The organism is Streptomyces sp. NPDC038135, assembly GCF_055601245.1.
On sequence record NZ_JBVJXS010000005.1, the window covers coordinates 539,523 to 563,577 of the forward strand.

Sequence of the window (24,055 nt, forward strand, 5' to 3'; positions counted from 1 at the left end):
TCCCGGGCACGACCGTCGCTTGACTGCATACCCAAGGATGGACAGACCGGGAACATCTGTGACTTCTCTTCCCAGGACGCTTCACCCCATCAGGTGACCCAATTCACGGAGGCCGCACCAGCCCCTTGGCGTAGGCGTAACGCACCGCCTGCGCCCGGTCCTTGAGGCCCGTCTTGGCGAACAGATTGTTGATGTGTGTCTTCACGGTCGCCGTGGAGACACACAGCCGACGGGCGATCTCCTGGTTGCTCAGCCCCTCGGCGATCAGCACCAGGACCTCGGCCTCCCGCGCGGTCAGACCGTCGGGCGCCTCGGTGACGGCGGGTGCCGGCGGGGGCTCCGCCAGTCTCTCCAGCAGGCGCCGCTGGACGCTGGGCGCGAGTCCCGCCTCTCCCGACAGCACGCTCTCCACGGCCCGCACGATCTCGTCGCCGCCCGCGTCCTTGGTGAGATAGCCGCGGGCTCCCGCGTGCAGCGCGGGGAACAGCGACTCGTCGTCCCCGAAGGTGGTGAGCACCACCACCTGGGTCCCCGGGTACTCCGAGCGGATACGGCGCGTGGCCTCCACTCCGTCGCAGCGCGGCATCCGCAGATCCATCAGCACCACGTCCGGCGCGAGTTCGGCGACCAGCCGCACCGCCTCCTCGCCGTCTCCGGCGGATCCCACCACTTCCAGACCGGGCAGCAGCCCCAGCAGCATCACGATGCCTTCCCGGACCACCGTCTGGTCGTCGGCGACCACGACCCGCGCGGGCTTCCTCTCCCCCGCCCCCTCCGTCATACCGGCACCTTCAGCGTCACCATGAACCCTTCCTCGTCCGGCCCCGCGTCGAGCGAACCGCCCAGCAGCTCGGCGCGCTCCCGCATCCCCCGCAGACCGTACCCGCCGCCGGAGACCGTGAGTTCGCCCGGACGGCCGCCCGAGTCCCTCACCCCCAAGGTCACTTCGTGCTCTCCGTAGTCGAGCCTGAGTTGCACCTTGGCGCCCTGGGCGTGCTTGCGGACGTTCGTCAGCGCTTCCTGCGCGACCCGCCGCACTGCCTGCGACGCCTCGGCCGGCAGAGGTCTGCGCTCACCCGTGACGGTGACATCGGCGCCGTCGGCCGCACTGACGAGTCCGCTCAGGAAGTCCTCCAGCGGGGTCAGCTCGCCACGCAGCGCGCTCAGCGCCTGCCGGGTCTCGGCCAGTCCGTCGCGGGCCATCCCCCGGGCGGCCACCACCCGCTCCAGGATCTGGTCCCGGTCCGCGCCGCGCTCGATCAGCAGCCGGGCGGCCTCCAGGTGCACCAGTTGCGCCGAGAGGCTGTGCGCGAGCACGTCGTGGATCTCCCGGGCGATCCTCGACCGTTCGGCCAGCGCCGCCGATTCCGCCTCGGCGGCGCGGGCGGCGCGCTCCTGGGCGAGCAGCCGCTGTGCCCCGCCCCGGGCCTCCGCGTCGAGCCGCAGCACGTATCCCGCGAGGGCCATGCCCGCCACGGTGGCGGCCGTGGTGAGCCACACGTCGTTGTTGAAGGCGGAGAACGAGGCCAGTGCCACGGACGTCACGGGCAGCGCGGCCCCCAGGGGCAGCCGCTCCAGGGCGGAGACTCCGCAACCGCACCAGATCACCAGGGCCGGCCCTCTGAACCCGGTGGCCTCGGCCGCGACCGCGATGCCGAGCAGCATCGCCATGAGGAGGAGCGACGGCACCAGCCGGTGCTCATAGGTGGTGTGGAAGAACGCCCAGGAGACGAGGCCGGCCAGCAGCACTCCCGCCGCGGCCGCGAGCGCGCCCCAGATGCCGACGTGTCTCTGGTTGAAGGCGCCCCACAGCAGCAGGGCGAGGACCAGGAACCTGACCACCCGGGCGAGCATCCGCCGGGGCCGGCTGGTGTTCGCCCGGCCGAGCGCCTCCCGGGTCGGCCAGCGGGTCAGAGCGTTCTCCGTCACGCGCGCTCCTTCCACGCGAGCCGCATGTCGTCACCGTACGCGGGGGCCGGCTGACGCGAGGCGCCGAGGGACTGCGCCCGCCAGGCCAGGATCCCGGCGCGCACCAGCAGCGTGCCGGCGAGGCCCAGCAGCAGCGCGGAACTGTCCTGGTGCACACCCGATGCGGCGCCGAGGGCGAAGACACCGGCTCGCAGGGCTATGCCGACGATCCAGACGACGGCACTCGCCTTGGTGCTCCGGGTCCACACGACGCCGTCCGGCGCCGTCCAGATCCGCGTGGTCCAGGCCCAGCCGGCGCCCGTGACCACGCCGATGAGCAGTTCGACGGCGAGGAGGACGGCCGAGGCTGTGGGGTGGTGGCCGTCGAGTATGCCGGGTTCCCGCAGCGCCACCACCGCGAGGATCACGGGCAGCAGCCACCAGCGCCGGCCCGTGCCGATCGCACGGGCACGGGACTGCCGCACGATGACCACGACGGCGACGGCCACGATCACCAGCGCATTGACGAACCCCGGCATCACTGCCTCCGCGAGCGAGAAGGTGCTGTCGGGAGCGGGCGCCGCCGACACCATCGAAGCTACGGAAACCCACCGGCCGGAAGATCGGAGCGGAGGTGGATCTCGGGTGGAATCACGAGACCGGACTCCCTCCACCCACGGGTGGAGGGACGGCATGGCGGGCCTCTCGATGCGGGGTCCTCGCCCCGGACCGGTCCTCACGCACGGGAGCCCACATGACGGTCGGCCGGTCCGCTCGCCTGGAGCGGACCGGCCGACCGACGCGGGACAGCGCGGCTACGCGTCGATCCGCGACCGGTCCAGGGTCGCCGCCGACCCTGAGATGAACTCCTTGCGCGGCGCCACGTCATTGCCCATGAGCAGGTCGAAGACCTGCTCGGCGGCCTCCAGGTCGGACAGGTTGATCCGGCGCAGGGTGCGGTGCCGCGGGTCCATCGTGGTCTCGGCCAGCTGGTCGGCGTCCATCTCGCCCAGACCCTTGTAGCGCTGGATGGAGTCCTTGTACCGGACGCCCTTGCTCTGGAATTCCATGAGCTTGTCGCGCAGCTCGCGGTCCGAGTACGTGTAGACGTACTTGTCCTGGCCCTTCTTCGGCTGGATCAGCTCGATGCGGTGCAGCGGCGGCACCGCGGCGAAGACCCGCCCGGACTCGACCATGGGCCGCATGTAGCGCTGGAACAGCGTCAGCAGCAGACAGCGGATGTGGGAACCGTCCACGTCGGCGTCGGTCATCATGATGATCTTGCCGTAGCGGGCCGCGTCGATGTCGAAGGTGCGCCCCGAGCCGGCCCCTATGACCTGGATGATCGCGCCGCACTCGGCGTTCTTGAGCATGTCGGTCACCGACGACCGCTGCACGTTGAGGATCTTGCCGCGAATGGGCAGCAGGGCCTGGAACTCGGAGTTCCGGGCGAGCTTCGCCGTGCCGAGGGCCGAGTCGCCCTCGACGATGAACAGCTCGCTGCGGTCGACGTCGTCGCTGCGGCAGTCTGCGAGCTTGGCCGGGAGGGACGAGGACTCCAGCGCTGTCTTGCGCCGCTGGGCGTCCTTGTGCTGGCGGGCCGCGACCCGGGTGCGGGCGGCGGCGACGACCTTCTCCATCACGACCCGGGCCTGGGCAGCCGCGTCCCGCTTGGTGGAGGTCAGGAACGCCTTCAGTTCCTTGGTGACCACGTTGTTCACGATGCGGCGGGCCGCCGAGGTGCCGAGGACCTCCTTGGTCTGGCCCTCGAACTGCGGCTCGGCCAGGCGCACCGTGACGACGGCGGTGAGACCCTCGAGGGCGTCGTCCTTGACGATGTTGTCCTCGGCGACGCGGAGCATCTTCTTGGCGCGCAGCACCTCGTTCATCGTCTGGGTGATGGCCTGCTCGAAGCCGGCCACGTGGGTGCCGCCCTTGGGGGTGGCGATGATGTTCACGAACGACCGCAGCTTCGCGTCGTAGCCGGTTCCCCAGCGCAGCGCGATGTCGACGCCGAGCTCACGCGCGACCTCGGTCGGGGTCATCTGGCCGTGCTCGTCCAGGACCGGGACGGTCTCCTTGAAGGTGCCCTGCCCCGAGAAGCGGAGGACGTCGCAGACCGCCTTGTCGCTGGCCAGGTACTCGCAGAACTCGCTGATGCCGCCGTCGAAGCGGAAGGACTCCTCACCCTTGCTGCCACCCTCGCCGAGTCCGAACTCGTCCCGGACGACGATGGTCAGGCCCGGCACCAGGAAGGCGGTCTGCCGGGCGCGCTGGTGCAGCGTCTCGAGGGAGAGCTTGGCGTCCTTCAGGAAGATCTGCCGGTCGGCCCAGTACCGCACGCGCGTGCCGGTACGCGCCTTGGGGATCTTCTTGGTCTTGGCCAGGCCGCTCCCGGCCTCGAACTTGGCCTCGGCGCCGTTGCCGCGGAAGGCCCCCGGAACGCCGCGCCGGAAGCTGATGGCGTGCGTCTGGCCACCGCGGTCCACCTCGACGTCGAGGCGGGCCGAGAGGGCGTTGACCACGGAGGCGCCGACGCCGTGCAGACCGCCGGAAGCCGCGTAGCTGCCACCGCCGAACTTGCCGCCGGCGTGGAGCTTGGTCATCACGACCTCGACCCCGGACAGGCCGGTCTTGGGCTCCACGTCCACGGGGATGCCGCGGCCGTTGTCCCGCACCTCGACGGAGGCGTCGTCGTGGAGGATCACCTCGATGTGGTCGCAGTAACCACCCAGGGCCTCGTCCACGGCGTTGTCGATGATCTCCCACAGGCAGTGCATCAGACCGCGACTGTCGGTCGAGCCGATGTACATGCCCGGGCGCTTCCGCACGGCCTCGAGGCCCTCGAGGACGAGCAGGTGCCGCGCGGTGTAGTTGGAACCGTCCCGGTCTGCTCCTGCCAGCAGCGCTGTGGACGGCACGGACGTATCGGCGGTCACGCGGTTCGCTCCTCGCTGAATTTCAGGTGACCCCCTTGTGGGTAAGGGGGCGGCTTCGGTTGCCGCTCAGAGGGTACCGAGGCCTGGTAGAGCCGTTGTAACGCCACCCTCGTCGAAAAACTCAGCCTAGTCCACGATCGCATGAGTGTTCGATCCCTCGATGGGGTGAAGTCCACATCACGTTCCATTGGAGGCATGAACCATTTAGGCTCCGGGCACGTCCTCATGAACAACCGGCAACCCAGCCGGGAGGACAGAGACCGGATACCGCGCGAACCCGTAAGCACCTAAGACACGCACTACGGCACATTCGCCGCCAACCGGCAGCAGACAGCCGCCCCGGAAGATTTTTTCGAGGAAAAGCCACGAGCGGGAACGTTTTCGGGCTGGTTGGATGTTGACCCTGGTACGACAGCTCGTCGAGCTAGAGAAGAGGCGACGTGACTACTGTTCTGACCCCCGCGAGCCCACTGACGGCCGCCGATCGCTGCGACCGCTGCGGCGCCCAGGCATACCTGCGCGTGGTCCTGCTCAGCGGCGGAGAACTGCTCTTCTGCGCCCACCACGGTCGCAAGTTCGAGCCGGAACTCAAGAAGATCGCCGCTGAGATACAGGACGAGACGGAGCGGCTGACGTCTGCTCCCAGCAACGCTGCCGAAGAAGAGCGCTGAATCTCGCATCCACGACGAGCCAGCCCCGGCACAGGCCGGTGAACGGGCGGCCGCCCCTTTCCCAGGAGCGGCCGCCCGTCGTCATACCTCCGTGCCCTCCGTGCGGCCCTCAGGAGCCCTTCTGTGCCCGCTGGGGCCCCGCGACGGGCCCTCCCAGGCTGCGGAGGACGTCGGACACCCGGGTGTAGACACCGGGGTCTCCGGGCTGCCCGCAACCGCTCCCCCAGGACACGAGGCCGATCAGCCGGCCCGACGCCACGAGCGGGCCCCCGCTGTCGCCCTGGCAGGCGTCGGGGCCGCCGGCGGGCTCTCCCGCGCAGAGCATCGTGTCCGCCCGGTAGGTCCCGTCAGGGCCGCCCGGATAGGCGCGGGCGCAGACGTCGTCCGCCAGCACCCGCACACGCGCCGCGTGCAGGTGGCGCGGATACCCCCCTCCGCCTGTGGTGTCGCCCCAGCCGGAGACCAGCGCCTTCGTGCCGGTCTTGTACGCGGGATCCCCTTCGGGCGCCATCGCCACCACGGCGCCGCGCGGCAGTGCCTTGGCGAGGGTGAGCACCGCGAAGTCGCCCGAGTTGCCGTCGGCGTCGTAGCGCGGGTTCACCCGGACGTCCCGTACGGCGATCTCCTTGCCCTTGGAGGACAGCAGGTCCGTGCGGTTCGCTATGACCCGCAGGTCGCGCACCCGGTTCGGGGGCGCCCCCAGGACCTCGTCGGCCATGCAGTGGGCCGCGGTGAGCACGGTGGTCCGCGAGACGGCCACGCCCCCGCAGAACTGCCCCGCCCGCGTACCCCCGAACCGGTCACGGCTCGACAGCGCCACGGTCCACGGAGCCTGTGCGACGTCTATCGGGAACCCGCCGACGACCACATCGCCGGGGGCCGCGAAGGCCGAGGCGGTCAGGGGTATCGCGGTCATCACGGTCGCAAGGGCCAAGGGCCCGATCAGGACCCGGGCAATCGAACGGCGCATGCGGCTTCCTCACTCTGGGTCGTACTGGAACACCCAGAGTCATCCAGGCCGGCTTCGCGCGCAGCACGAAGGCCCGGCCCCCGTGGGGAGCCGGGCCTTCGGCGTCGTACGACCGCGACCTAGTCGAGGTAGTCGCGCAGCACCTGCGAACGCGACGGGTGGCGCAGCTTCGACATGGTCTTGGACTCGATCTGGCGGATGCGCTCACGCGTTACGCCGTAGACCTTGCCGATCTCGTCGAGGGTCTTCGGCTGGCCGTCGGTGAGACCGAAGCGCATGGAGACGACGCCGGCCTCACGCTCGGACAGGGTGTCCAGAACGGAGTGCAGCTGCTCCTGCAGCAGCGTGAAGCTGACCGCGTCGGCGGGGACCACGGCCTCGGAGTCCTCGATGAGGTCACCGAACTCGCTGTCGCCGTCCTCGCCCAGCGGGGTGTGCAGCGAGATGGGCTCGCGGCCGTACTTCTGGACCTCGATGACCTTCTCAGGGGTCATGTCGAGTTCCTTGGCCAGCTCCTCCGGGGTGGGCTCGCGGCCCAGGTCCTGGAGCATCTGGCGCTGCACGCGCGCGAGCTTGTTGATGACCTCGACCATGTGCACCGGGATACGGATGGTGCGGGCCTGGTCGGCCATGGCGCGGGTGATCGCCTGACGGATCCACCAGGTGGCGTACGTGGAGAACTTGTAGCCCTTGGTGTAGTCGAACTTCTCGACCGCGCGGATCAGACCGAGGTTGCCCTCCTGGATGAGGTCCAGGAACAGCATGCCGCGGCCGGTGTAGCGCTTGGCCAGGGAGACCACCAGTCGGAGGTTGGCCTCCAGCAGGTGGTTCTTGGCGCGGCGGCCGTCCTCGGCGATGATCTCCAGCTCGCGCTTGAGCTTGGGAGCGAGCTTGTCGGCGTTGGCCAGCTTGTCCTCGGCGAACAGACCGGCCTCGATGCGCTTGGCGAGCTCGACCTCCTGCTCGGCGTTGAGCAGCGGGACCTTGCCGATCTGCTTGAGGTAGTCCTTGACCGGGTCGGCGGTGGCGCCGGCGGCGGCGACCTGCTGGGCCGGAGCGTCGTCCTCGTCCTCGTCGGACAGGACGAAGCCGGCGCTCTCCGTGCCCTCGGGCTCGTCGGCAGGCTTGGCCTCCTCGAGGACCTCGTCCTCGATCAGTTCGGCGTCGTCCTTCTTGCCCGCGGTCTTCTTGGCCGCCGTCTTCTTGGCGACGGTCTTCTTCGCAACCGCCTTCTTGGCGGTCGTCTTCTTGGCTGCGGCCTTCTTGGCGGGTGCTGCTTCCTCGGCGGGCTCGTCGGCGGCCGGGACGGCGGGCGCGACCGGCGCCGCCGTGGTGGCGGTGGCCTTCCTGGTGGTCACCGTCTTCGCCGCGACCGTCTTGGTGGTGGTGGTGCGCTTGGCCGGGCTCTTCGCAGCGACGCTCTTTCGGGTGCGCTTGGGCTCTGCTGCACTGACCATCAGCGTCACACCCTCTTCCTCAAGGATCTGGTTGAGGCTGCGCAGTACGTTCTTCCACTGAGTGGCCGGAATCTGGTCGGCTTCGAAGGCCCGACGCACATCGTCGCCGGCGATCTGCCCCTCAGCCTTTCCCCGCTCGATGAGCGCCATGACAGAGACGGACTCGGCGATCTCCGGCGGGAGCGTACGGGATGTGCTGGCCGACACGAACAACCTCTCGGAACGTTGGAAAACGGCTTCCGGCCCCGTCCACAGCGGACAGGGGCCGACCACCGGCCGGGGGTGGGCCGACGGAGCGGGCGGGGGCCGGGAAGATGCACAGCGCCTTGCCAGGCGTCCGTATTCCCTCCGCGGCTGTCACCTCTTAGGTCATCGCGCTGCTCCCACGAGCGTTACGCCCAATCTGCGTGGCCCGAGTCACACCCCGTAAGCGGTCAAAAGCTATCGATGGCCGACATACAGGATCACCTGCGCAGCCGCCGCCTATCGGGGCCGATCACCGCCCGGCCGCGGGGACGCCGGGCCCCGCCGGACTCCAGGGGTTCCGGCGGGGGCCGGCGACGGCCGGTCCCCGAGACCGGCCGTCACGCCGGCCACTGCACCACGGCACACCGACGACCGCACCGACGGTGAACGGGTCAGTGCTCGCGCGGGGCGGGAACCACGCGCTCCACCTCGGGGTGGACGGTGAGGAGCTGACGCATGGCCGTCTCCGCCGCCGTGCCGTCGCCGGTGCCCAGCGCGTCGACGATCCGCGCGTGCAGCGCGAGGGAGGCCTCGTTCGGCCTGTCACAGCCGGTGACCGGGCCGCCGGAGACCTGAAGGGCGGACGAGACGATCCCGGAGAGGTGCTCCAGCATGCGGTTGCCGGCGATCTGGATGAGCAGCGCGTGGAACTCGGTGTCGGCGCGCGAGAACGTCAGCGCGTCGCCCTGCGCCATGGCGTGGCTCATGATCTCGACCACGTCGGACAGGCGCTGCTGCACGTCCTCGCGCCCGTGCCCGGCGGCGAGGCGGGCGGCGAGCGGTTCGATCGTCCAGCGCAGCTCGTTCAGCTCGCGGCGCTGGTCGTCGCGCTGCGGCCCGAAGGCCCGCCACTCGATGATGTCCGGGTCCAGGAGGTTCCAGTCGCTGACGGGACGCACGCGCGTACCGACGTTCGGACGGGCGCTGACGAGGCCCTTGGCCTCCAGGACGCGGAGGGACTCGCGGACGACGGTACGGGAGACCTCGAAGCGCTGGCCGATCTCCTCGGGCACGAGCGGGCGGTCGGCACCCAGGTCACCCGATACGATCATCTGACCGAGCTGCTGAACGAGTTGGCCGTGCAGCCCGCGTCCGCGGCTGCCCGCGGCGCGCCGGCCCACGCGGCCCAGCTCGGGATCCGCCCCCTCCCAGGCGGGCGCTCCGACCCGGTCGTTCACCGCGGCGTCGGTGTAGGGGTAGCGGTCGAGTTCGCCCGGTCCGACCAGACCGGAGTCTGAGGAGCGGGCGGCGGTCATCATGGTGTGCGCAAGGGTACTCACGCATCCTTTGTCGGCGTCGTCTTCAACTCCCTTGAGGTCTTTGGTGAAAAGCACACGAAAGGGTGATCGCTCACGACGTCGCAATTGACGCCTTATCGGAAAGAAACGGGCCGTATTCGGGGAGTTGTTGGCACGGCGGGACAGGATGCGTTCGCGGCGGTGGTCATCGGGCCCTGGTTCGCACGGTAGTGACCAGGTACCCGCACAACAGCGCGGCCAGCGACAACGTCATTGCACCGCCGACCGGTTGGGCGATGATCCGGATCGTCGCCAGCAGGTAGCGCTCGCCGCCGAAGGGCCACTGCAGCAGGAGCATCTCCCGCATCCGCAAGGGGAGGCCGGCCGCCGTCCGCACCGCCGGCCCTCCCAGCAGCCACCGCAGGACAGGGACGAGGACGACGGGTACGGCGAGGACTGCGGCCAGACCCGCCGTGGTGGACCGGAAGATTCCGGCCGCCAGCACCCCGGCCCAGGCACAGCCGGCCACGAGACCGAACCAACTCGCGCTCAGCGAGAGCCAGTCCGAGGGAACCTGGGTCAGCTCCCGCCCGTAGACGAGGTAGAGAACCTCGGCGTCGCAGCCCACCGTGAGGAACGCCAGCATCACGGCGGTGGCTCCGGAGACGAGGAGCTTGGCGGTGAGCAGCCCGAGTCTGCGGGGCACGGTGCCTCGGTCCGCCGCCAGCGCGGGGTGGCGGAACTCGTCCCCGAAGGCCAGGGCGCCGAGCAGCCCCGCAGCGAGCGCCGCGGGCGGGAGCGGCAGCTCCCGCGGCCATGCGGCGAACAGTCGCGCCTGCGGGGTGTGCCCGATCCGGGCGAGGAGGACGGCGGTGAGCGCGGACACCAGCAGTGCGGCCCCGCAGGTGAGGAAGCCCGTGCCGATTCCCGTGGCGCGCCGCAGTTCGTAGCGCAGTGGACGGAGGGGGCTGCGAGCGGTGCGGACGGAGATGGGAGGCGGGAGCGGGGACAGCGCGTCGAGGGTACGGGCCGCGTCGGCGAGCGAACGCGACGCCGGTTCGGTCCGGCGCTGCCCGCCACCCGGATGCCCGGCCCCTGGCGTGCGCGCGCCGGGCACGGTGGTGCCGGCCGTGGACGAGTCGGCGACGATCATGGTCGCCACATCGGCTCTGTCCCATGCGCCGGTGGCGGTCTCCGAGGACTCGGTCTTCGGGGAGGGTGCGTCGGGGCGAGTATGCGCGGCGGTCATGGAGACGCCGGAGACCGCCGCGTCGGCACCGCCCTCGGGCGCCTCGGCGCTGGAAGCGGCCCCGGTGGCTGTGCGACCGGCCACGGACGCGGCGTCGGGCTTCGACGAGCCCTCCGTCCGCCCGCCCTCGGCGACGTCCGCGCTCCCGGACCGGGGGTCGTGCCTCCCTGCGAGCGCCGGGCGCGGACCGTCGGCGTTCTGCTCCAGCGTGTCGTCCGGCACGGGGACACGAGACACCGACCGCTGGTGCCCCTCGCGCTCCTCGCGTTCCCCCGCGGGAGGAGCGGTCACGGCTGACGCGGAAGCGGCGCTCCGATCCCGCGGCGACGATCCGGACTCGGCCTGTGTCCGCCCCTGCGCGGAGTGGTCCGGAACGACCCGGTCCCGCTCGGCGGACAGCGGCTCCCAACCTGTGATCTCGCTGGCCTCGGACCCCGCGCTCGCCCCCATGTCGCCTACTTCGTCGGCGAGTTGATGCACGAGGATGCCGTGCCGGAAGGCGATCTCACCGACGTCGGCAGTCGTGCTGCCGTATACCGACAGCCGGTTGCCCGTCTCCCGCACGACCTCGACGGAGCGCTGTGCGGTACGGGCCTCCTTGGCGAGCAGGACGGCGAGGCGGGCGGCGTACGGGCTGCGGACGGCCACGCGCGGACGCAGCCGGGTGCGGGCGAACTCCCCGCCTTCCTGATCGGCGGAGACTCTGCCGCCGTCGAGGGTCACGACCCGGTCGGCCGTCCGAGCGGCCTCCTTGGGATCGGCCGTCGTGAACAGCACCGTGCCGCCCTGGTCCGCGTGTGCGCGCAGCATGCCGTGCAGCCAGCGCGCCTCGCGGGCGGACAGGCATGCGGTGGGTTCGTCCAGCACGAGTGTGTGCGGGTCGGCCAGCAGAGCGCAGGCCAGTCCGAGTCTGCGGTCCATGCCGCGCGACAGGGTTCCGAGGCGTTCCTCGCGGAGGCTGACGAGACCGACGACCTCGAGCACCTCGTCCGCGCGGCGGACGGGGACGCCGGCCGCCGCGCACAGCATGCGCAGGTGGCCGCGGACCGAGCGGGCAGGGTGACCGGGCACGTCCCCCAGGAGCACGCCGACTTCCCGTGACGGGTGAGCGATGCGGTGCAGGGGCCGCCCACGGAAGTAGGTCATGCCCCGGCCCTGCTGCAGTTCGAGCATCAGCCTGAGCGTCGTCGTCTTCCCCGCTCCTCCGGCGCCGTGGAGCGCGGTGACATGGCCGGCGCGCGCCTCGAAGGAGACGTCGTCGACTGCGGGCGGGTGCGCCTTGCGGGGGTTGCTGGTCAATCCGAAGGCCTGGATCACCTGCAGCAAGATAGCGCGCCATGTCCGGTTTTCCTGGTATCCCCCTATCTGCTCTTCGGTGGTGCGCAAGTCGGGCGGGACACGCGTCCGCCAATAGGCGGAATGGGCTCCTGGCACGCCCCGGCCGACGCCGGCCGGAACGGGTCCGGGTGCCGCCTCCGTCAGACCTCGGGACGGAGCATAGGCGGGTTGAGCAGGGTGGCGCCGCCGGCCCGGAAGAGCTGGGCCGGCCGGCCGCCCTGGCGGGTCGTGGTACCGCCGGTGGGCACGAGGAATCCCGGCGTCCCGGTGACCTTGCGGTGGAAGTTGCGCGGATCGAGGGCGACCCCCCACACGGCTTCGTAGACCCGCCGCAGCTCCCCCACGGTGAACTCGGGCGTGCAGAAGGCGGTGGCCAGCGAGGAGTACTCGATCTTGGAGCGCGCCCGCTCGACCCCGTCGGCGAGAATCTGGGCGTGATCGAAGGCGAGCGGCGCCACGGGTTCGCCGTCGCGGCCGTATCCACCCTGCTGGAGCAGTTCCTCGACCGGCGCCCAGCGCGCGTTGCTCGCGTCGCCGCCGGCACGGGGCGCGGGCAGGTCGGGAGCGAGCGCGAGGTGGGCGACGCTCACCACCCGCATCCGGGGGTCCCGCTTCGGGTCACCGTAGGTGGCGAGCTGTTCGAGATGGGCGCCGTTGTCCTGGGCCGGAGCCGCGGGGTCGTGGGCGCGCAGCCCGGTCTCCTCGGCCAGCTCCCGCGCCGCCGCCTGGGAGAGGTCCTCGTCGGCCCGCACGAAACCACCGGGCAGCGCCCACCGACCCTGGAACGGCGACTCACCCCTGCGTACCGCCAGCGCACACAGCGAATGGCGGCGCACGGTCAGCACGACCAGGTCCACGGTGACGGCGAAGGGCGGAAAGGCTGACGGGTCGTAGGGCATGCCGCGATCATAGTCGTCTTCCTGACGATAAACACTCCCTTCGTCAGTCCCCTCAGCACCCGATCCGCTTCGTTCCGGTATGCACGCGGGACGGGCTCCCCCATCCATGTGTGGCCGATGTCGCGCGAGGTCAGGGCCCTGCCGGCCACAGGGCAGCGGGCGGCTCCCACCCGCGCCCGGGGTGCTCCCGCCCCCGCACGCCTCAGCATGGGGCTCTCATCCCTCACCCTCGCTCTCCTGGTGTCCGCTCGCCGCCACACTGTCGCGGGACAAGCCGTCACCCGCCCGCATCCGGGCGGCACCCGGCTTGCCCTTGCCCGGGCGGGAAGCCCCGGCGCCGGACGGCTGGGGGTGGGAGCCGGACGGGCGCCGCCGTCCTTCGTCCCCACGCACCGAGCGTGCGGCGCCGTCGACGGAACCCGCGGAGCGGGTACGGCGCCGGCGGCGTGGGTTACCAGCGGTCTGGGCCCGCTCCGCACCTCGGTCACCGGGCTGTGCGGTGACTCCGGATGCTTCGACCACGGCGGGCGAAGGGTCACCGGACGAGGCCGCGGTCGCCGGGGCGGCCGGCTGCGCGGTCTCCGTACCGTCTGGCCGCTCACGCTCCGCGCGCAGACAGCGGCGAATCGACTCGGGATCGAGCCCTTCGTTGCAGGCCTGGTGCAGCAACCGGGCGAAGAGGTAGTCGGGGTCGGCGCCGAGGGCCATGGCAAGAGCCTCCCGGGCCTCCAGCTCGTCTCCGGACGACCAGGCCACCCATCCCGCCAGTGTCAGCGGGGCGGCGGCGTGCTCGCCGTACGAACCCACGCAACGGCGGGCCAGTGCGCGCCAGAGCCTCAGAGCGGGAGCCGCCTCCTCGCCCTCCATCCACGCGGCCGCACGGTCGCGGGTCGTGCGGTCCTGCAGTCCGAGAATCAGCGTCGCCGCCTCGTCGTGCGCGAGCAGACCGTCGTCCCGGAGGTCCGCCTGGTGGGCGCCGGCCACCGGCGTGGCCGAAGCGAACCGGCGGATGACGAGGTCGGCCAGCGCGAGGGTCTCCTCGGCCACGCGCACACGTTCCGCTTCGTCCAGAATGCGGGGCACCAGGGACATGCCCGCCGCATCCAGGGCGACCTCCTGCTCCAGGGCGGCACCCGCCTCCCAGGGGAGCAGCCTGGCCCGCAGCTCGCGGAGCGTGCCGCGCACCTGGATCCCCGCGTAGGTGGCCGCGGCGGCCAGTACCGAGGTGCCGGGCAGGCCCATCGGCGTTCCGTCGTCAGGGCAGCACCCCTTGACCGGGCAGCAGTAGGACCAGAACCGGCCGTCCGAGACGCACAGCGCCTCGATCACCGGCACGTCGAGGCCGCCGCACTCGGTGCGCAGGAGCTGGGCCAGCGGTTCGAGCCGCTTCATGACGTCCCGGCCTGACTCGCCCGGGTCCGGTTCCTGACAGACGTAGGCGACCATCTGCTCGGGCCGTGTGCCGCGCCGTTCACTGCCGGCCACCAGGCCCCGGGCCAGCTGCCGGGCAGCCTCGGGCCAGTCCTCCCGGCTCGCCGGGATGCCGAGCCGGGCGCGGCCGCCGAACCTGCCGCGGCCCTCCCGGTCGTGCAGGGCGACCAGCACCATGCTGTCCTCGGGGCGGTAACCGAGCAGGTACGGCATGGCGTCGGCCAGCTCGCCGGGTGTGCGCAGCGTGACCTGGGGGTCGTGCGCGGACCGGTCACCCAGTGGCCCGCTCAGTGGTTCGTGCCCCGCGAGGTCGCCGTTTTCGAAGGGTCCGGTCGTTTCGCCGTGATTCGTCATGCGCCGACGATCTCGCGAATGCCGAAATCCCGCTTGAGCCTGTGGACAACTCGAATCAGGGACACGACAAGACACCCGGGCGGGTGATCGTAGGCGTGGGCGCTTTTCCACAGTCAGAGTGCCGTGGACGGCGGCCGACCGCCGCCGTCCCGCCCGATTGTCGGTCCCGTCCTGTTGTATGGGACGCATGGAGCACACGAGCAACGCGGACCTCCGGGCACAGGCCGACGCCGTCCTCGCCCGGCTCGTCGGGGACACGACGGCGACGGCGCGGCTGCGCGAGGACCAGTGGCGGGCGATCGAGGCGCTGGTCGCCGACCGGCGCCGGGCCCTGGTCGTGCAGCGCACCGGCTGGGGGAAGTCCGCGGTGTACTTCGTGGCCACGTCGCTGCTGCGGGCCAGAGGCAGCGGGCCCACGGTGATCGTCTCCCCGCTGCTCGCGCTCATGCGCAACCAGGTGGAGGCCGCGGCCCGCGCCGGCATCCACGCCCGGACCATCAACTCCGCCAACACCGAGGAGTGGGACTCCGTCCAAGCGGAGATCGAGCGCGGCGAGGTCGACGTGCTGCTGGTCAGCCCGGAGCGGCTGAACAACCCGGACTTCCGCGACCAGGTCCTGCCCAAGCTGTCCGCGGCGACCGGACTGCTCGTCGTGGACGAGGCCCACTGCATCTCCGACTGGGGCCACGACTTCCGCCCGGACTACCGTCGGCTGCGCACCATGCTGGGCGACCTGCCGCCCGGTGTCCCCGTGCTCGCCACGACCGCCACGGCCAACGCCCGTGTGACCGCCGACGTCGCCGAGCAGCTCGGCACCGGCGGTACCTCGAACGCCCTGGTGCTGCGGGGTCCGCTGGACCGGGAGAGCCTGAGCCTCGGCGTGCTGCGGCTCTCGGACGCGGCGCACCGGATGGCCTGGCTCGCCGACCACCTCGACGACCTGCCGGGCTCCGGCATCATCTACACGCTCACCGTGGCCGCCGCCGAGGAGGTCACCGCGTTCCTGCGGCAGCGCGGCCACACCGTGGCCTCGTACACGGGCCGGACGGAGAACGCCGACCGGCAGCAGGCGGAGGACGACCTGCTCGCCAACCGGGTCAAGGCGCTGGTCGCCACGTCGGCCCTCGGCATGGGTTTCGACAAGCCGGACCTGGGATTCGTGGTGCACCTCGGTTCGCCGTCCTCCCCCATCGCCTATTACCAGCAGGTCGGCCGCGCCGGCCGTGGTGTCGAGCACGCCGAGGTGCTGCTGCTGCCGGGCAAGGAGGACGAGGCGATCTGGCAGTACTTCGCCTCGCTCGCCTTCCCCTCCGAGGACCTCGTGCGCCGCACCCTGGACGTCCTCGCCCGGGCCGACGGACCGCTGTCCCTCCCGGCCCTGGAGCCCCTGGTGGAACTGCGCCGTTCCCGGCTGGAGACGATGCTGAAGGTGCTCGACGTGGACGGGGCGGTGCGGCGGGTCAAGGGCGGCTGGACCGCGACCGGGCAGCCCTGGTCCTACGACACCGAGCGGTACGACTGGGTGGCCCGGCAGCGAGGCGCCGAGCAGCAGGCGATGCGCGAGTACGCGTCGACCACCACCTGCCGGATGGAGTTCCTGCAGCGGCAGCTGGACGACGAGGGCGCCAAGCCCTGCGGCCGTTGCGACAACTGCGCGGGGCCGCGCTTCACCGCCGACACCACGGCAGCGGCACTGGACGCCGCACGCTCCGACCTCGGCCGTGCCGGGGTCGAGGTGGAACCCCGTCGCATGTGGCCGACCGGGCTCCCGGCGATCGGCATCAACCTCAAGGGCCGCATCGCGGCCGCCGAACAGGCCGCGTCCGGCCGGGCCCTGGGCCGGCTGTCGGACATCGGCTGGGGCAACCGGCTGCGGCCCCTGCTGGCCCCTCAGGCCTCCGACGGGCCGGTGCCGGACGATGTGGCGCGGGCCGTCGTGGACGTACTGGCCGACTGGGCGAAGGGTCCGGGAGGGTGGGCTTCAGGGGCGGGCGGCGTCCAGGCGCGGCCGGTGGGTGTGGTCACCATCGCCTCCCGCTCCCGGCCCGCGCTGATCGGCTCCCTCGGCGCCCGCATCTCCGAGGTCGGCCGGCTGCCGCTGCTCGGCTCCGTGGAGTACGCCGGGGAGGCGCCCCGGGTGCCTCGCAGCAACAGTGCCCAGCGGCTGAAGGCCCTCGACGGCTCGCTGACGCTGCCGCCGGCCCTCGCCTCCGCGCTCGCAGAGGCGCACGGTCCGGTCCTGCTGGTGGACGACTTCACGGAGACCGGCTGGACCCTCGCCGTCGCGGCACGCCTGCTCAGAAAGGCCGGCGCCGACGGTGTGTTGCCCCTGGTGCTGGCCGTCCAGGGATGACCGCACGCCCCGCGAGCCGGGCCGGCGCGGCCCGCGGGACACGAACGTGCCTCGGTCGAGCGCCACAGGGGTCGTCAACGCCTCCTGTGGGTAGGGATATAAGCCACGCACCACCAGATAACCGTCAGCGGCTCCAATTGCTCGTTGCCGCATCCAAGTTCGACAGGAAGAATTGAAGTCCGCTCCCCGCACGGCTCGCCCACGATCCGTGGGCTTCGCCGCGGTGCGCGCTCCCCCGAATCCGACCTCGCCCGCAGTGTGGGCGCGTAGCCGAAGGGAGGAACGTGACCTTCGGATTCGCCTCGTCCTCGGCGGCCTCCTTGTCGACGTCCGCGTCCGCCGCTTCCGCCAGTCGCCTGCTCGAGCCCGCGGAGTGGGCGGCCGCCGGAATACCCCTGCTGCGCAACCCGCGTGAGGTTGTCGGCGGGCTGCACGCCCGCCATCGTCCCCAGCCGTCGACGGCGGTCGTCGCCGTGCTGGATCCGGAGGAACGCCTTTGCGCCAGCGCGTCGTTCGTACGGCGCCCCGCGCCGGCCGACGGCTGGATGTTCCGCAACGCGCTGCTGGACCAGCTGCGCCGGGTCATCCCGCACGACCTGCGCCGCCGTACTCCCGTGCGCACCGCGGTGCTGCTCTACTGCCGTGAGGGCGAGTCCCGTTGGACCGAGGAGGACGGGGCCTGGATGTGGGGGCTCCGGGACGCCTGCACCCTGCACGGGCTGCGCTGCGGGGCGTACATCACCCTGACCGGGGACGGCTGGCAGGTGCTCGGTGAGGGAAGGGGCGGACGCCATCCGAACGCCCACTCGGAGCCCGAGTCCTTCGCCATGTCACAGGCTCCGCCCCTGCCTCCCCGCACCGGTGGCCCGGTCTCCGAGGTCCTGCGCCGCGCGGCCGCCCGCTGAAGCCGGTCGCCCGAAAGGGCGGAGCTCCGTCTGTGGCGGTTCAAGGCGGCGTCGGCCGGCCACCGGTCGCATCCCTACGACCGGGCGGACGACGGCCTCCAGTACCCGCGGGCTGCCCATGGCGCCGCCAGGGGCCCGCAGGCTGCCCGCGCCGCCGCGGAGGGCGGCCTGCGGACGGGCCCGACTCACGCATGCGGAACGGCCGGTTGTCCGGGCATGCCGAAAGCCGCGCCGTACGGAGGTCGTCGGAGCGGTCTTCGCCATGCCCGGCCCCGAGGGGCCCGGACGTGCTTCAGACGCCTGCGCCCAGCACCGCGTTGATCTGCTGCGGGTCACCGCAGACGATCAGCAGCGCGCCGGCTCGCGAGTGGGCCAGCGGGAGGGCGGTGGCGGTGGTGTCTGCGGAGTCTCCGTTGACGGCCACGACGACCACGGGCCGGGTAGCGGCACGGGAGGCGTGGACGGCGTCCGTGTAGAAGACGTCGTCACCGGCGTCGTGCTGCTTCCAGTAGGAGGCTTCTCCGAAGGACAACTCGTGCTCCGCCCACGGATGCTGGGAGCCGGTGGTGATCACCAGCACCTCACCGGGGGCGCGGCCCGAGTCCAGGAGCAGGTCCACTGCCTCGTCGGCGGCGTCGAGCGCGCCGTCGGCCGATGCAGGGATCAACTGGACCTGAGGACTCGCCGGCGCGGCGGTGGAAGCCTTGGCGGCGGGAGCGGCCGGACCCGACGGGGCCGGCTTGGCCGGAGCCGCGTCACGCGAGGCGCGCTGCACCGGCGGCGCGGGCCGCGGGGGGCCTGGACGACCGGGGCGGGACGGAGCCGCGGGACGGGGGCCGGGTACGGGGCGTGGGGTCGGCGCGGTGCGGGGACCCTGGGCACTCTCGTGAATCTGAGGCTCCTCGGGAATGAGAGGCATGAGCTGATTTTTATCAAACGTTGGTGCGGCACGGTTGGCCGGGTGGCACATCAGTGCGAGCGGAACCGTCAGAAGTCGAAGCCGAGCTGACCCTCGATCTCCGGAACGCTTCCGTCCACCCAGCTGCGGACCTTCTTGAGGTGCCGCCACTGGGGCAGCGCATCAAGATACGCCCACGACAAGCGGTGGTACGGGGTGGGGCCCCGCTCCTCCAGTGCCGCCTTGTGCACGGGCGACGGATACCCTGCGTTGTCCGCGAATCCGAAGTCTGCGTGGTCGACACCCAGTTCGGCCATCATTTTGTCGCGCTGAACCTTGGCGATCACCGATGCCGCCGCGACGGCCACACAGGACCGGTCACCCTTGATGACCGTGCGCACCTGCCACGGCGCACCGAGGTAGTCGTGCTTGCCGTCGAGGATCACGGCCTCCGGGCGGACCGGCAGGAGTTCCAGGGCGCGGACGGCGGCCAGCCGCAGCGCGGCGGTCATGCCCAGGGCGTCGATCTCCTCGGGCGTCGCATGCCCGAGGGAGTAGGCCGTGACCCACGACCGCAGTATCCCGGCCAGTTCCGTACGCCGTTTCACGGTCAGCAGCTTGGAGTCGGTCAGTCCCTCGGGCGGCCGGCGCAGTCCGGTGATCGCCGCGCAGACGGTGACGGGGCCTGCCCACGCACCCCTCCCCACCTCGTCGACACCGGCAATGACCTTCGCTCCGGTCGTGGCGCGCAGGGAGCGCTCGACGGTGTGTGTAGGTGGTTCGTACGGCATGGCGCCCTTAGATTACGCCGCCCGCGGGGCCGCGCGACACCCCGGCCCCCGTGATCGGACCAGGAACGCCGACGACCCGGGTCAGGCCCCGTGCTGCCGCAGCAGCGGCAGCATCAGCCGGTCGATCATCTCTTCGAGATCCTGATCACTCCATTCGCTGGAGCACATCTTGGACCGGTACATCATCATCGCCGGGACGGCGTCGAAGACGTAGCCGTTGTCGGCGTCCGGGCGCACTTCTCCTCGCTCGATACCGCGGATGACGACCTCGCGCAGCTGCTCGATCATCGGCTCGACCACTCCCTCGATGATCACACTGTGGAAGCGTTCGACCTGGGCCGGATCGCATTCGTGAATGACAGCGCGCAGAGCGGAACCGGGGCGGGAGAACATGGCGTCCCGTGCGCGCCGGCACAGGGCCAGCAGATCCTCCCGGACGCCACCGAGGTCGGGGGCCGCTTCGACAGGGGGCAGTCCGGCCTCGAGGGCGTGGGCGACCAGATCCTCCTTGGAGGACCAGCGGCGATAGACCGCGGCCTTGCCGGTCTGGGCGCCCGCCGCGACGCCCTCCATTGTCAGACCGTTCCAGCCGACCGTGCCGAGCTGCTCCAGGGTGGCATCCAGGATCGCGCGCTCGAGCACCGCGCCGCGCCGCCGGGGGGAGGCCGCCTGAGCGGGAGCGGCCGTCCAGCGCGAGGTTTCCATCTGTGTTTCTCCAGCATGCAAGGGGAAGCGGGGGTTCCGAGGTGGGGTCGCGTCACGTCGCGGCAAGGGGGAGGCGACACGCGACGCGGAATTAAGTGAACGCTTGCGTTCACTGTCGGGGACTCACTACCGTTGACGCGGAAGTGAACGCGATCGTTCACTAACGCCTTTGTGGGGGACCCATAGTGACAACCTCTCAGCTGCTCCAAGAACGGAAACCGGGTGCGGCACGCCGGGACGGGCATCCCGGCATCGCTCTCACCGTCATCGCGGCCTGCCAGCTCATGGTGGTACTCGACGCGACGATTGTGAACATCGCGCTCCCGCACATTCAAGACGCTCTCAAGTTCAGCACCACCGACCTCACTTGGGTGGTGAGCGCCTACACGCTCACCTTCGGGGGTCTGCTGCTGCTCGGCGCGCGGGCCGGCGACATCCTCGGCAGGCGCCGGGTGTTCATGACCGGCATCCTGCTGTTCACCTTCGCCTCGCTCCTGGGCGGGCTCGCCCAGGAACCCTGGCAACTCCTCGCGGCACGCGCCCTGCAGGGAGTGGGCGGCGCGATCGCCTCTCCCACCTCGCTCGCCCTGATCACCACCACGTTCCCCGAGGGACCGGAACGCAACCGGGCCTTCGGCGTGTTCGCCGCCGTGTCCGCGGGTGGTGGCGCCATAGGCCTGCTCGCGGGCGGCATGCTGACCGACTGGCTCGACTGGCGGTGGGTGCTCTTCGTCAACGTGCCGATCGGCCTGCTGATCGCCTTCCTCGCCCCGCTGTACATCAGCGAGTCCGAGCGGCACCCGGGGCGGTTCGACATCGCGGGAGCGCTCACATCGACGGCCGGCATGGCATCGCTGGTCTACGGGTTCATCCGCGCCTCGGAGGAGGGCTGGCGGGACGGCCTCACCCTCGGGTCCTTCGGCGCCGCGGTGGTGCTCCTGGTGGCCTTCGTCCTCATCGAGCTGCGGGCGAAGGAGCCGATCACCCCGCTCAAGATGTTCGCCGACCGCAACCGCTCGGGCACGTACGTGATCATGCTGAGCCTCGCCGCGGCTATGTTCGGCATGTTCTTCTACATCGTGCTGTTCGTGCAGAACGTGCTCGGCTACAGCGCGATCAAGGCCGGCCTGGCCTTCCTTCCCGTGACCTTCGCGATCGCTGTCGGCGCGGGTCTGTCCCAGCGCTTCCTGCCCACGCTCGGCCCGAAACCCTTCATGATGACCGGCTCGGCGCTCGTGGTGACCGGACTGGTCTGGCAGACCTTCATCACGCCCGAGAGCTCCTACCTCGGCGGGGTGCTGGGACCGATGCTGGTGTTCGGCTTCGGCATGGGCCTGAACTTCGTGACGGTCACCGTCACGGCCGTCTCCGGCGTGGCCCAGCACGAGGCGGGCGCGGCCTCCGGACTGCTCAACGCCACCCAGCAGGTCGGTGGTTCGCTGGGTCTGTCCATCCTCACCACCGTCTTCGGTTCCGCGAGCACCGACGAGGCGAAGAAACAGCTGCCGCAGTTCCTCGCCGACGGCACGCCCGAGCAGAAGGCGCAGTTCGCCACGACACACCAGTTGCCCGCGCCCTGGGGGCACGAGGTGCTGGCGCACGGGATCTCCGCGGCCTTCGTCCCGGCCGCGGCCATGGCCGTGCTCGCGTTCCTCACCGCCTGGCTGGTGATCAAGGTCCGCAGGAGCGATATCGATGCCCTCGCCGGCACAGCGGGGCCCGGCATCGGCTGACCGGCCCGTGGTCGCGCGGCACCGCGGACGGCCCGACCGCAGCGGGGGGAACCCGACATGCTGCGGTCCGGCCGGCCGCACCGCCCGCGCCACCACGCGCACGTAGACCGACAGCGGGACAAGCACTGTCAGCACAGTGACAACGACCGCCATCACCCGCACCCCTCCCGCCCATGAGCCGCCCGAACCGAGCCGTCGTCCGCGTTCGCGGAGCGACTACTTGCGAAACGGCGGACGGTCACACAGAGTTCCCGGCGCGCACGGAGAGTTTCCGCGAGTCCGCTGCCGGAACGGCCGGCGGGCGTTCAGAACCCCGTCGGCACCCAGGCAGGCAGCGCCTCGGTCAGCTCCACCCACTGCGCGGGGGGCGTGCCCGCCTTGCCGGAGCCGAGCACGCCGCCCACGATCGCGCAGGTCGTGTCGACGTCCCCGCCGACACGGGCAGTCGTCCAGAACGCCGTCTCGAAGTCCGTCAGGGCCCGCGCGGCGGACCAGAGGGCGAACGGGACGGTGTCGTGGGCCGACGTACGGCGTCCGCAGCCCAGCACGGCCGCGACGGTGGCCGCGTCCCCGTAGTCGAGCATGTCGCGGGCCCTGCGCAGCCCCGCGCCGACGGCGCTCTTCGGGATGAGCGCGATGACACCGTCCAGAAGCGCCTCGGGGCCCGGCGGGCCCGCCGGGGACGCGGCCAGCGCGGCGGCCGCGGCGACGGCCATCGCGCCCACCACGGCCTCGCGGTGCTGGTGCGTGGGATACGCCGAGATCTCCGCCTGGTGGGTCGCCTGCTCGGGGTCGTCCGCGTACCAGGCGCCCAGCGGCGCGATGCGCATGGCGGCGCCGTTGCCCCAGGACCCCTGTCCGTTGAAGAGGCCGGCGGACAGCTCGCGCCAGTCCTCGCCCTCGCGGACCAGGCGGAGCAGCCGGTTGACGGCCGGGCCGTAGCCGCGGTCGAAGTCGTGGTGCTCGGCGAAGGAGCGTGCCAGCGCGTCCTGGTCGAGCCGGTGATGGGCGGCCAGGACGGCCACCACGGAGCAGGCCATCTCCGTGTCGTCGGTCCACTGCCAGGGGCCGGCGGGCAGCTCGCGGTGCTTGAGCAGGGGGTAGTTCTCCGGGACGAAGAACTGCGAGCCCAGCGCGTCTCCCACCGCCAGTCCACGCAGGCTGGCCAGGGCGCGGTTCAGGCGCTCGAGAGAAGAGGAGTCAGCGGTCATCGGTCTGCCACTCTATCCGGAACCCCAGTGCGGCACCGGATCCCGCCATCGCTCGAAGGGCCGGTTCAGGGTGTACTTGCCGTCGTCACCGAGAACGAGCGTCCGCATCTCGGCGTTCCCGGGATTCGACAGCGATTCGAATTCCGCCACCGTCCAGTGGAACCAGCGCATGCAGAACAGCCGCATCGCGAGCCCGTGCGTCACCAGCAGCACGTTGGGTGGATGGTCCGGCGCCTCGAAGCTGCGGAACAGGCTCTCCAGGAAGCCGCCGACCCGGTCGTAGACGTCGGCGCCCGACTCGCCCTGCGGGAACCGGAAGAAGAAGTGGCCGTAGGCGTCCCGGTACGCCTTCTGCAGGCGCACGTCGTCGCGGTCCTGCCAGTTGCCCCAGTCCTGCTCGCGCAGCCTGGGCTCCTCCCGGACGCGTATGAGACCGGGGTCGAGGTGGAAGGCGCGCAGCGTCTCGTGGGTACGGCGGTAGGGGGAGACGTACACGCTCACACGTTCCCTGCCGAAGAGCTCCCGGATCTTCTTCCCGGTCTCCTCGGCCTGCCTCCAGCCGCGCTCGGTGAGGGCGAGAGCGTGATCGGGCTCCCGCTCGTACACGGAGTCATCAACATTGCCCGTTGACTCGCCGTGCCGGACAAGGACGATGCGCCGTGGTCGTGCCATGCCGAAACCCTAGATCGAACGGAGGACGGTGGAGCACTTCTACGGGCCCCATACGGCGTAGGTCACACGCAGTCCGTGCAGCGGGCA

General features: G+C 71.2%; 19 protein-coding genes. 4 read left to right on the forward strand and 15 right to left on the reverse strand.

Annotation, left to right across the window (positions count from 1 at the left end):
• Positions 1–103: 103 nt before the first annotated feature.
• From ACZ7JA_RS17125 to ACZ7JA_RS17140, 4 genes are all read right to left on the reverse strand, one after another.
• Positions 104–781 (reverse strand): response regulator transcription factor, encoded by a 678-nt coding sequence (locus tag ACZ7JA_RS17125; protein ID WP_389305830.1) that lies wholly within the window; start codon positions 779–781, stop codon positions 104–106.
• Entirely contained in the window at positions 778–1,929 is a 1,152-nt protein-coding gene (locus ACZ7JA_RS17130) for a sensor histidine kinase (RefSeq protein ID WP_389305832.1), read from the reverse strand. Before ACZ7JA_RS17130 ends, ACZ7JA_RS17125 begins: the two co-directional genes overlap by 4 nt.
• Complete coding sequence (locus ACZ7JA_RS17135) at positions 1,926–2,447, reverse strand: DUF1453 domain-containing protein (protein ID WP_470809018.1); 522 nt, start codon at positions 2,445–2,447, stop codon at positions 1,926–1,928. Before ACZ7JA_RS17135 ends, ACZ7JA_RS17130 begins: the two co-directional genes overlap by 4 nt.
• A gap of 276 nt (positions 2,448–2,723) precedes the next feature.
• Positions 2,724–4,847 (reverse strand): DNA gyrase/topoisomerase IV subunit B, encoded by a 2,124-nt coding sequence (locus ACZ7JA_RS17140; protein WP_351669578.1) that lies wholly within the window; start codon positions 4,845–4,847, stop codon positions 2,724–2,726.
• Positions 4,848–5,287: 440 nt separating this feature from the next.
• Between ACZ7JA_RS17140 and ACZ7JA_RS17145 the strand changes: the two genes are divergently transcribed.
• Positions 5,288–5,518 (forward strand): DUF7455 domain-containing protein, encoded by a 231-nt coding sequence (locus tag ACZ7JA_RS17145; protein ID WP_073897693.1) that lies wholly within the window; start codon positions 5,288–5,290, stop codon positions 5,516–5,518.
• 109 nt (positions 5,519–5,627) lie between these two features.
• Here ACZ7JA_RS17145 and ACZ7JA_RS17150 read toward each other — a convergent pair whose 3' ends face one another.
• The 6 genes from ACZ7JA_RS17150 to ACZ7JA_RS17175 form a co-directional block, all read right to left on the reverse strand.
• Positions 5,628–6,488, reverse strand: a complete 861-nt coding sequence (locus ACZ7JA_RS17150) for a serine protease (protein WP_470808932.1) — start codon at positions 6,486–6,488, stop codon at positions 5,628–5,630.
• A 119-nt stretch (positions 6,489–6,607) separates the two neighbouring features.
• On the reverse strand, positions 6,608–8,152 hold the full coding sequence (locus ACZ7JA_RS17155; RefSeq protein WP_389305839.1) for an RNA polymerase sigma factor: 1,545 nt from the start codon (positions 8,150–8,152) through the stop codon (positions 6,608–6,610).
• A 431-nt stretch (positions 8,153–8,583) separates the two neighbouring features.
• A complete protein-coding gene (locus ACZ7JA_RS17160; protein WP_351669584.1) occupies positions 8,584–9,471 on the reverse strand; it encodes a FadR/GntR family transcriptional regulator in 888 nt (295 codons plus the stop codon).
• 163 nt (positions 9,472–9,634) lie between these two features.
• Positions 9,635–12,004, reverse strand: a complete 2,370-nt coding sequence (locus ACZ7JA_RS17165) for an ABC transporter ATP-binding protein (RefSeq protein WP_470808935.1) — start codon at positions 12,002–12,004, stop codon at positions 9,635–9,637.
• 152 nt (positions 12,005–12,156) lie between these two features.
• Complete coding sequence (locus ACZ7JA_RS17170; RefSeq protein WP_389305843.1) at positions 12,157–12,915, reverse strand: NUDIX hydrolase; 759 nt, start codon at positions 12,913–12,915, stop codon at positions 12,157–12,159.
• 216 nt (positions 12,916–13,131) lie between these two features.
• The gene (locus ACZ7JA_RS17175; RefSeq protein ID WP_470808937.1) at positions 13,132–14,700 is read right to left on the reverse strand and encodes a DUF4192 domain-containing protein; all 1,569 of its coding nucleotides are present in this window, start codon (positions 14,698–14,700) and stop codon (positions 13,132–13,134) included.
• Between the two features lie 187 nt (positions 14,701–14,887).
• On the opposite strand from ACZ7JA_RS17175, the gene ACZ7JA_RS17180 reads away from it, so the two are divergent.
• Entirely contained in the window at positions 14,888–17,053 is a 2,166-nt protein-coding gene (locus ACZ7JA_RS17180) for a RecQ family ATP-dependent DNA helicase (RefSeq protein ID WP_470808939.1), read from the forward strand.
• 284 nt (positions 17,054–17,337) lie between these two features.
• Positions 17,338–17,958, forward strand: a complete 621-nt coding sequence (locus ACZ7JA_RS17185) for a hypothetical protein (RefSeq protein WP_351669594.1) — start codon at positions 17,338–17,340, stop codon at positions 17,956–17,958.
• Positions 17,959–18,250: 292 nt separating this feature from the next.
• On the opposite strand, the gene ACZ7JA_RS17190 is transcribed toward ACZ7JA_RS17185, so the two are convergent.
• The 3 genes from ACZ7JA_RS17190 to ACZ7JA_RS17200 form a co-directional block, all read right to left on the reverse strand.
• The gene (locus ACZ7JA_RS17190) at positions 18,251–18,877 is read right to left on the reverse strand and encodes a hypothetical protein (protein WP_470808942.1); all 627 of its coding nucleotides are present in this window, start codon (positions 18,875–18,877) and stop codon (positions 18,251–18,253) included.
• Between the two features lie 68 nt (positions 18,878–18,945).
• Positions 18,946–19,647: a ribonuclease HII gene (locus ACZ7JA_RS17195; protein ID WP_351669598.1), complete on the reverse strand. Its 702-nt coding sequence runs from the start codon at positions 19,645–19,647 to the stop codon at positions 18,946–18,948.
• An 81-nt stretch (positions 19,648–19,728) separates the two neighbouring features.
• Positions 19,729–20,352 carry a TetR/AcrR family transcriptional regulator gene (locus ACZ7JA_RS17200; protein ID WP_351669600.1) on the reverse strand — a complete coding sequence of 208 codons (624 nt, stop codon included), beginning with the start codon at positions 20,350–20,352 and terminating at the stop codon, positions 19,729–19,731.
• Positions 20,353–20,537: 185 nt separating this feature from the next.
• Here ACZ7JA_RS17200 and ACZ7JA_RS17205 point away from each other — a divergent pair, with 185 nt between their 5' ends.
• Positions 20,538–22,085, forward strand: a complete 1,548-nt coding sequence (locus tag ACZ7JA_RS17205) for an MFS transporter (RefSeq protein WP_389305850.1) — start codon at positions 20,538–20,540, stop codon at positions 22,083–22,085.
• A 305-nt stretch (positions 22,086–22,390) separates the two neighbouring features.
• On the opposite strand, the gene ACZ7JA_RS17210 is transcribed toward ACZ7JA_RS17205, so the two are convergent.
• Both ACZ7JA_RS17210 and ACZ7JA_RS17215 read right to left on the reverse strand, forming a co-directional pair.
• Entirely contained in the window at positions 22,391–23,296 is a 906-nt protein-coding gene (locus ACZ7JA_RS17210; RefSeq protein ID WP_389447850.1) for an ADP-ribosylglycohydrolase family protein, read from the reverse strand.
• A 12-nt stretch (positions 23,297–23,308) separates the two neighbouring features.
• Positions 23,309–23,968: a histidine phosphatase family protein gene (locus tag ACZ7JA_RS17215; RefSeq protein WP_351669606.1), complete on the reverse strand. Its 660-nt coding sequence runs from the start codon at positions 23,966–23,968 to the stop codon at positions 23,309–23,311.
• Between the last annotated feature and the right edge of the window lie 87 nt (positions 23,969–24,055).

Coding starts and splice junctions, on each gene's coding strand:
- ACZ7JA_RS17210 (WP_389447850.1), bottom strand. CDS start 23,296: ATGACCGCTGACTCCTCTTCTCTCGAGCGCCTGAACCGCGCCCTGGCC.
- ACZ7JA_RS17180 (WP_470808939.1), top strand. CDS start 14,888: ATGGAGCACACGAGCAACGCGGACCTCCGGGCACAGGCCGACGCCGTC.
- ACZ7JA_RS17200 (WP_351669600.1), bottom strand. CDS start 20,352: ATGGAAACCTCGCGCTGGACGGCCGCTCCCGCTCAGGCGGCCTCCCCC.
- ACZ7JA_RS17175 (WP_470808937.1), bottom strand. CDS start 14,700: ATGACGAATCACGGCGAAACGACCGGACCCTTCGAAAACGGCGACCTC.
- ACZ7JA_RS17195 (WP_351669598.1), bottom strand. CDS start 19,647: ATGCCGTACGAACCACCTACACACACCGTCGAGCGCTCCCTGCGCGCC.
- ACZ7JA_RS17135 (WP_470809018.1), bottom strand. CDS start 2,447: ATGCCGGGGTTCGTCAATGCGCTGGTGATCGTGGCCGTCGCCGTCGTG.
- ACZ7JA_RS17190 (WP_470808942.1), bottom strand. CDS start 18,877: ATGCCTCTCATTCCCGAGGAGCCTCAGATTCACGAGAGTGCCCAGGGT.
- ACZ7JA_RS17150 (WP_470808932.1), bottom strand. CDS start 6,488: ATGCGCCGTTCGATTGCCCGGGTCCTGATCGGGCCCTTGGCCCTTGCG.
- ACZ7JA_RS17170 (WP_389305843.1), bottom strand. CDS start 12,915: ATGCCCTACGACCCGTCAGCCTTTCCGCCCTTCGCCGTCACCGTGGAC.
- ACZ7JA_RS17125 (WP_389305830.1), bottom strand. CDS start 781: ATGACGGAGGGGGCGGGGGAGAGGAAGCCCGCGCGGGTCGTGGTCGCC.
- ACZ7JA_RS17215 (WP_351669606.1), bottom strand. CDS start 23,968: ATGGCACGACCACGGCGCATCGTCCTTGTCCGGCACGGCGAGTCAACG.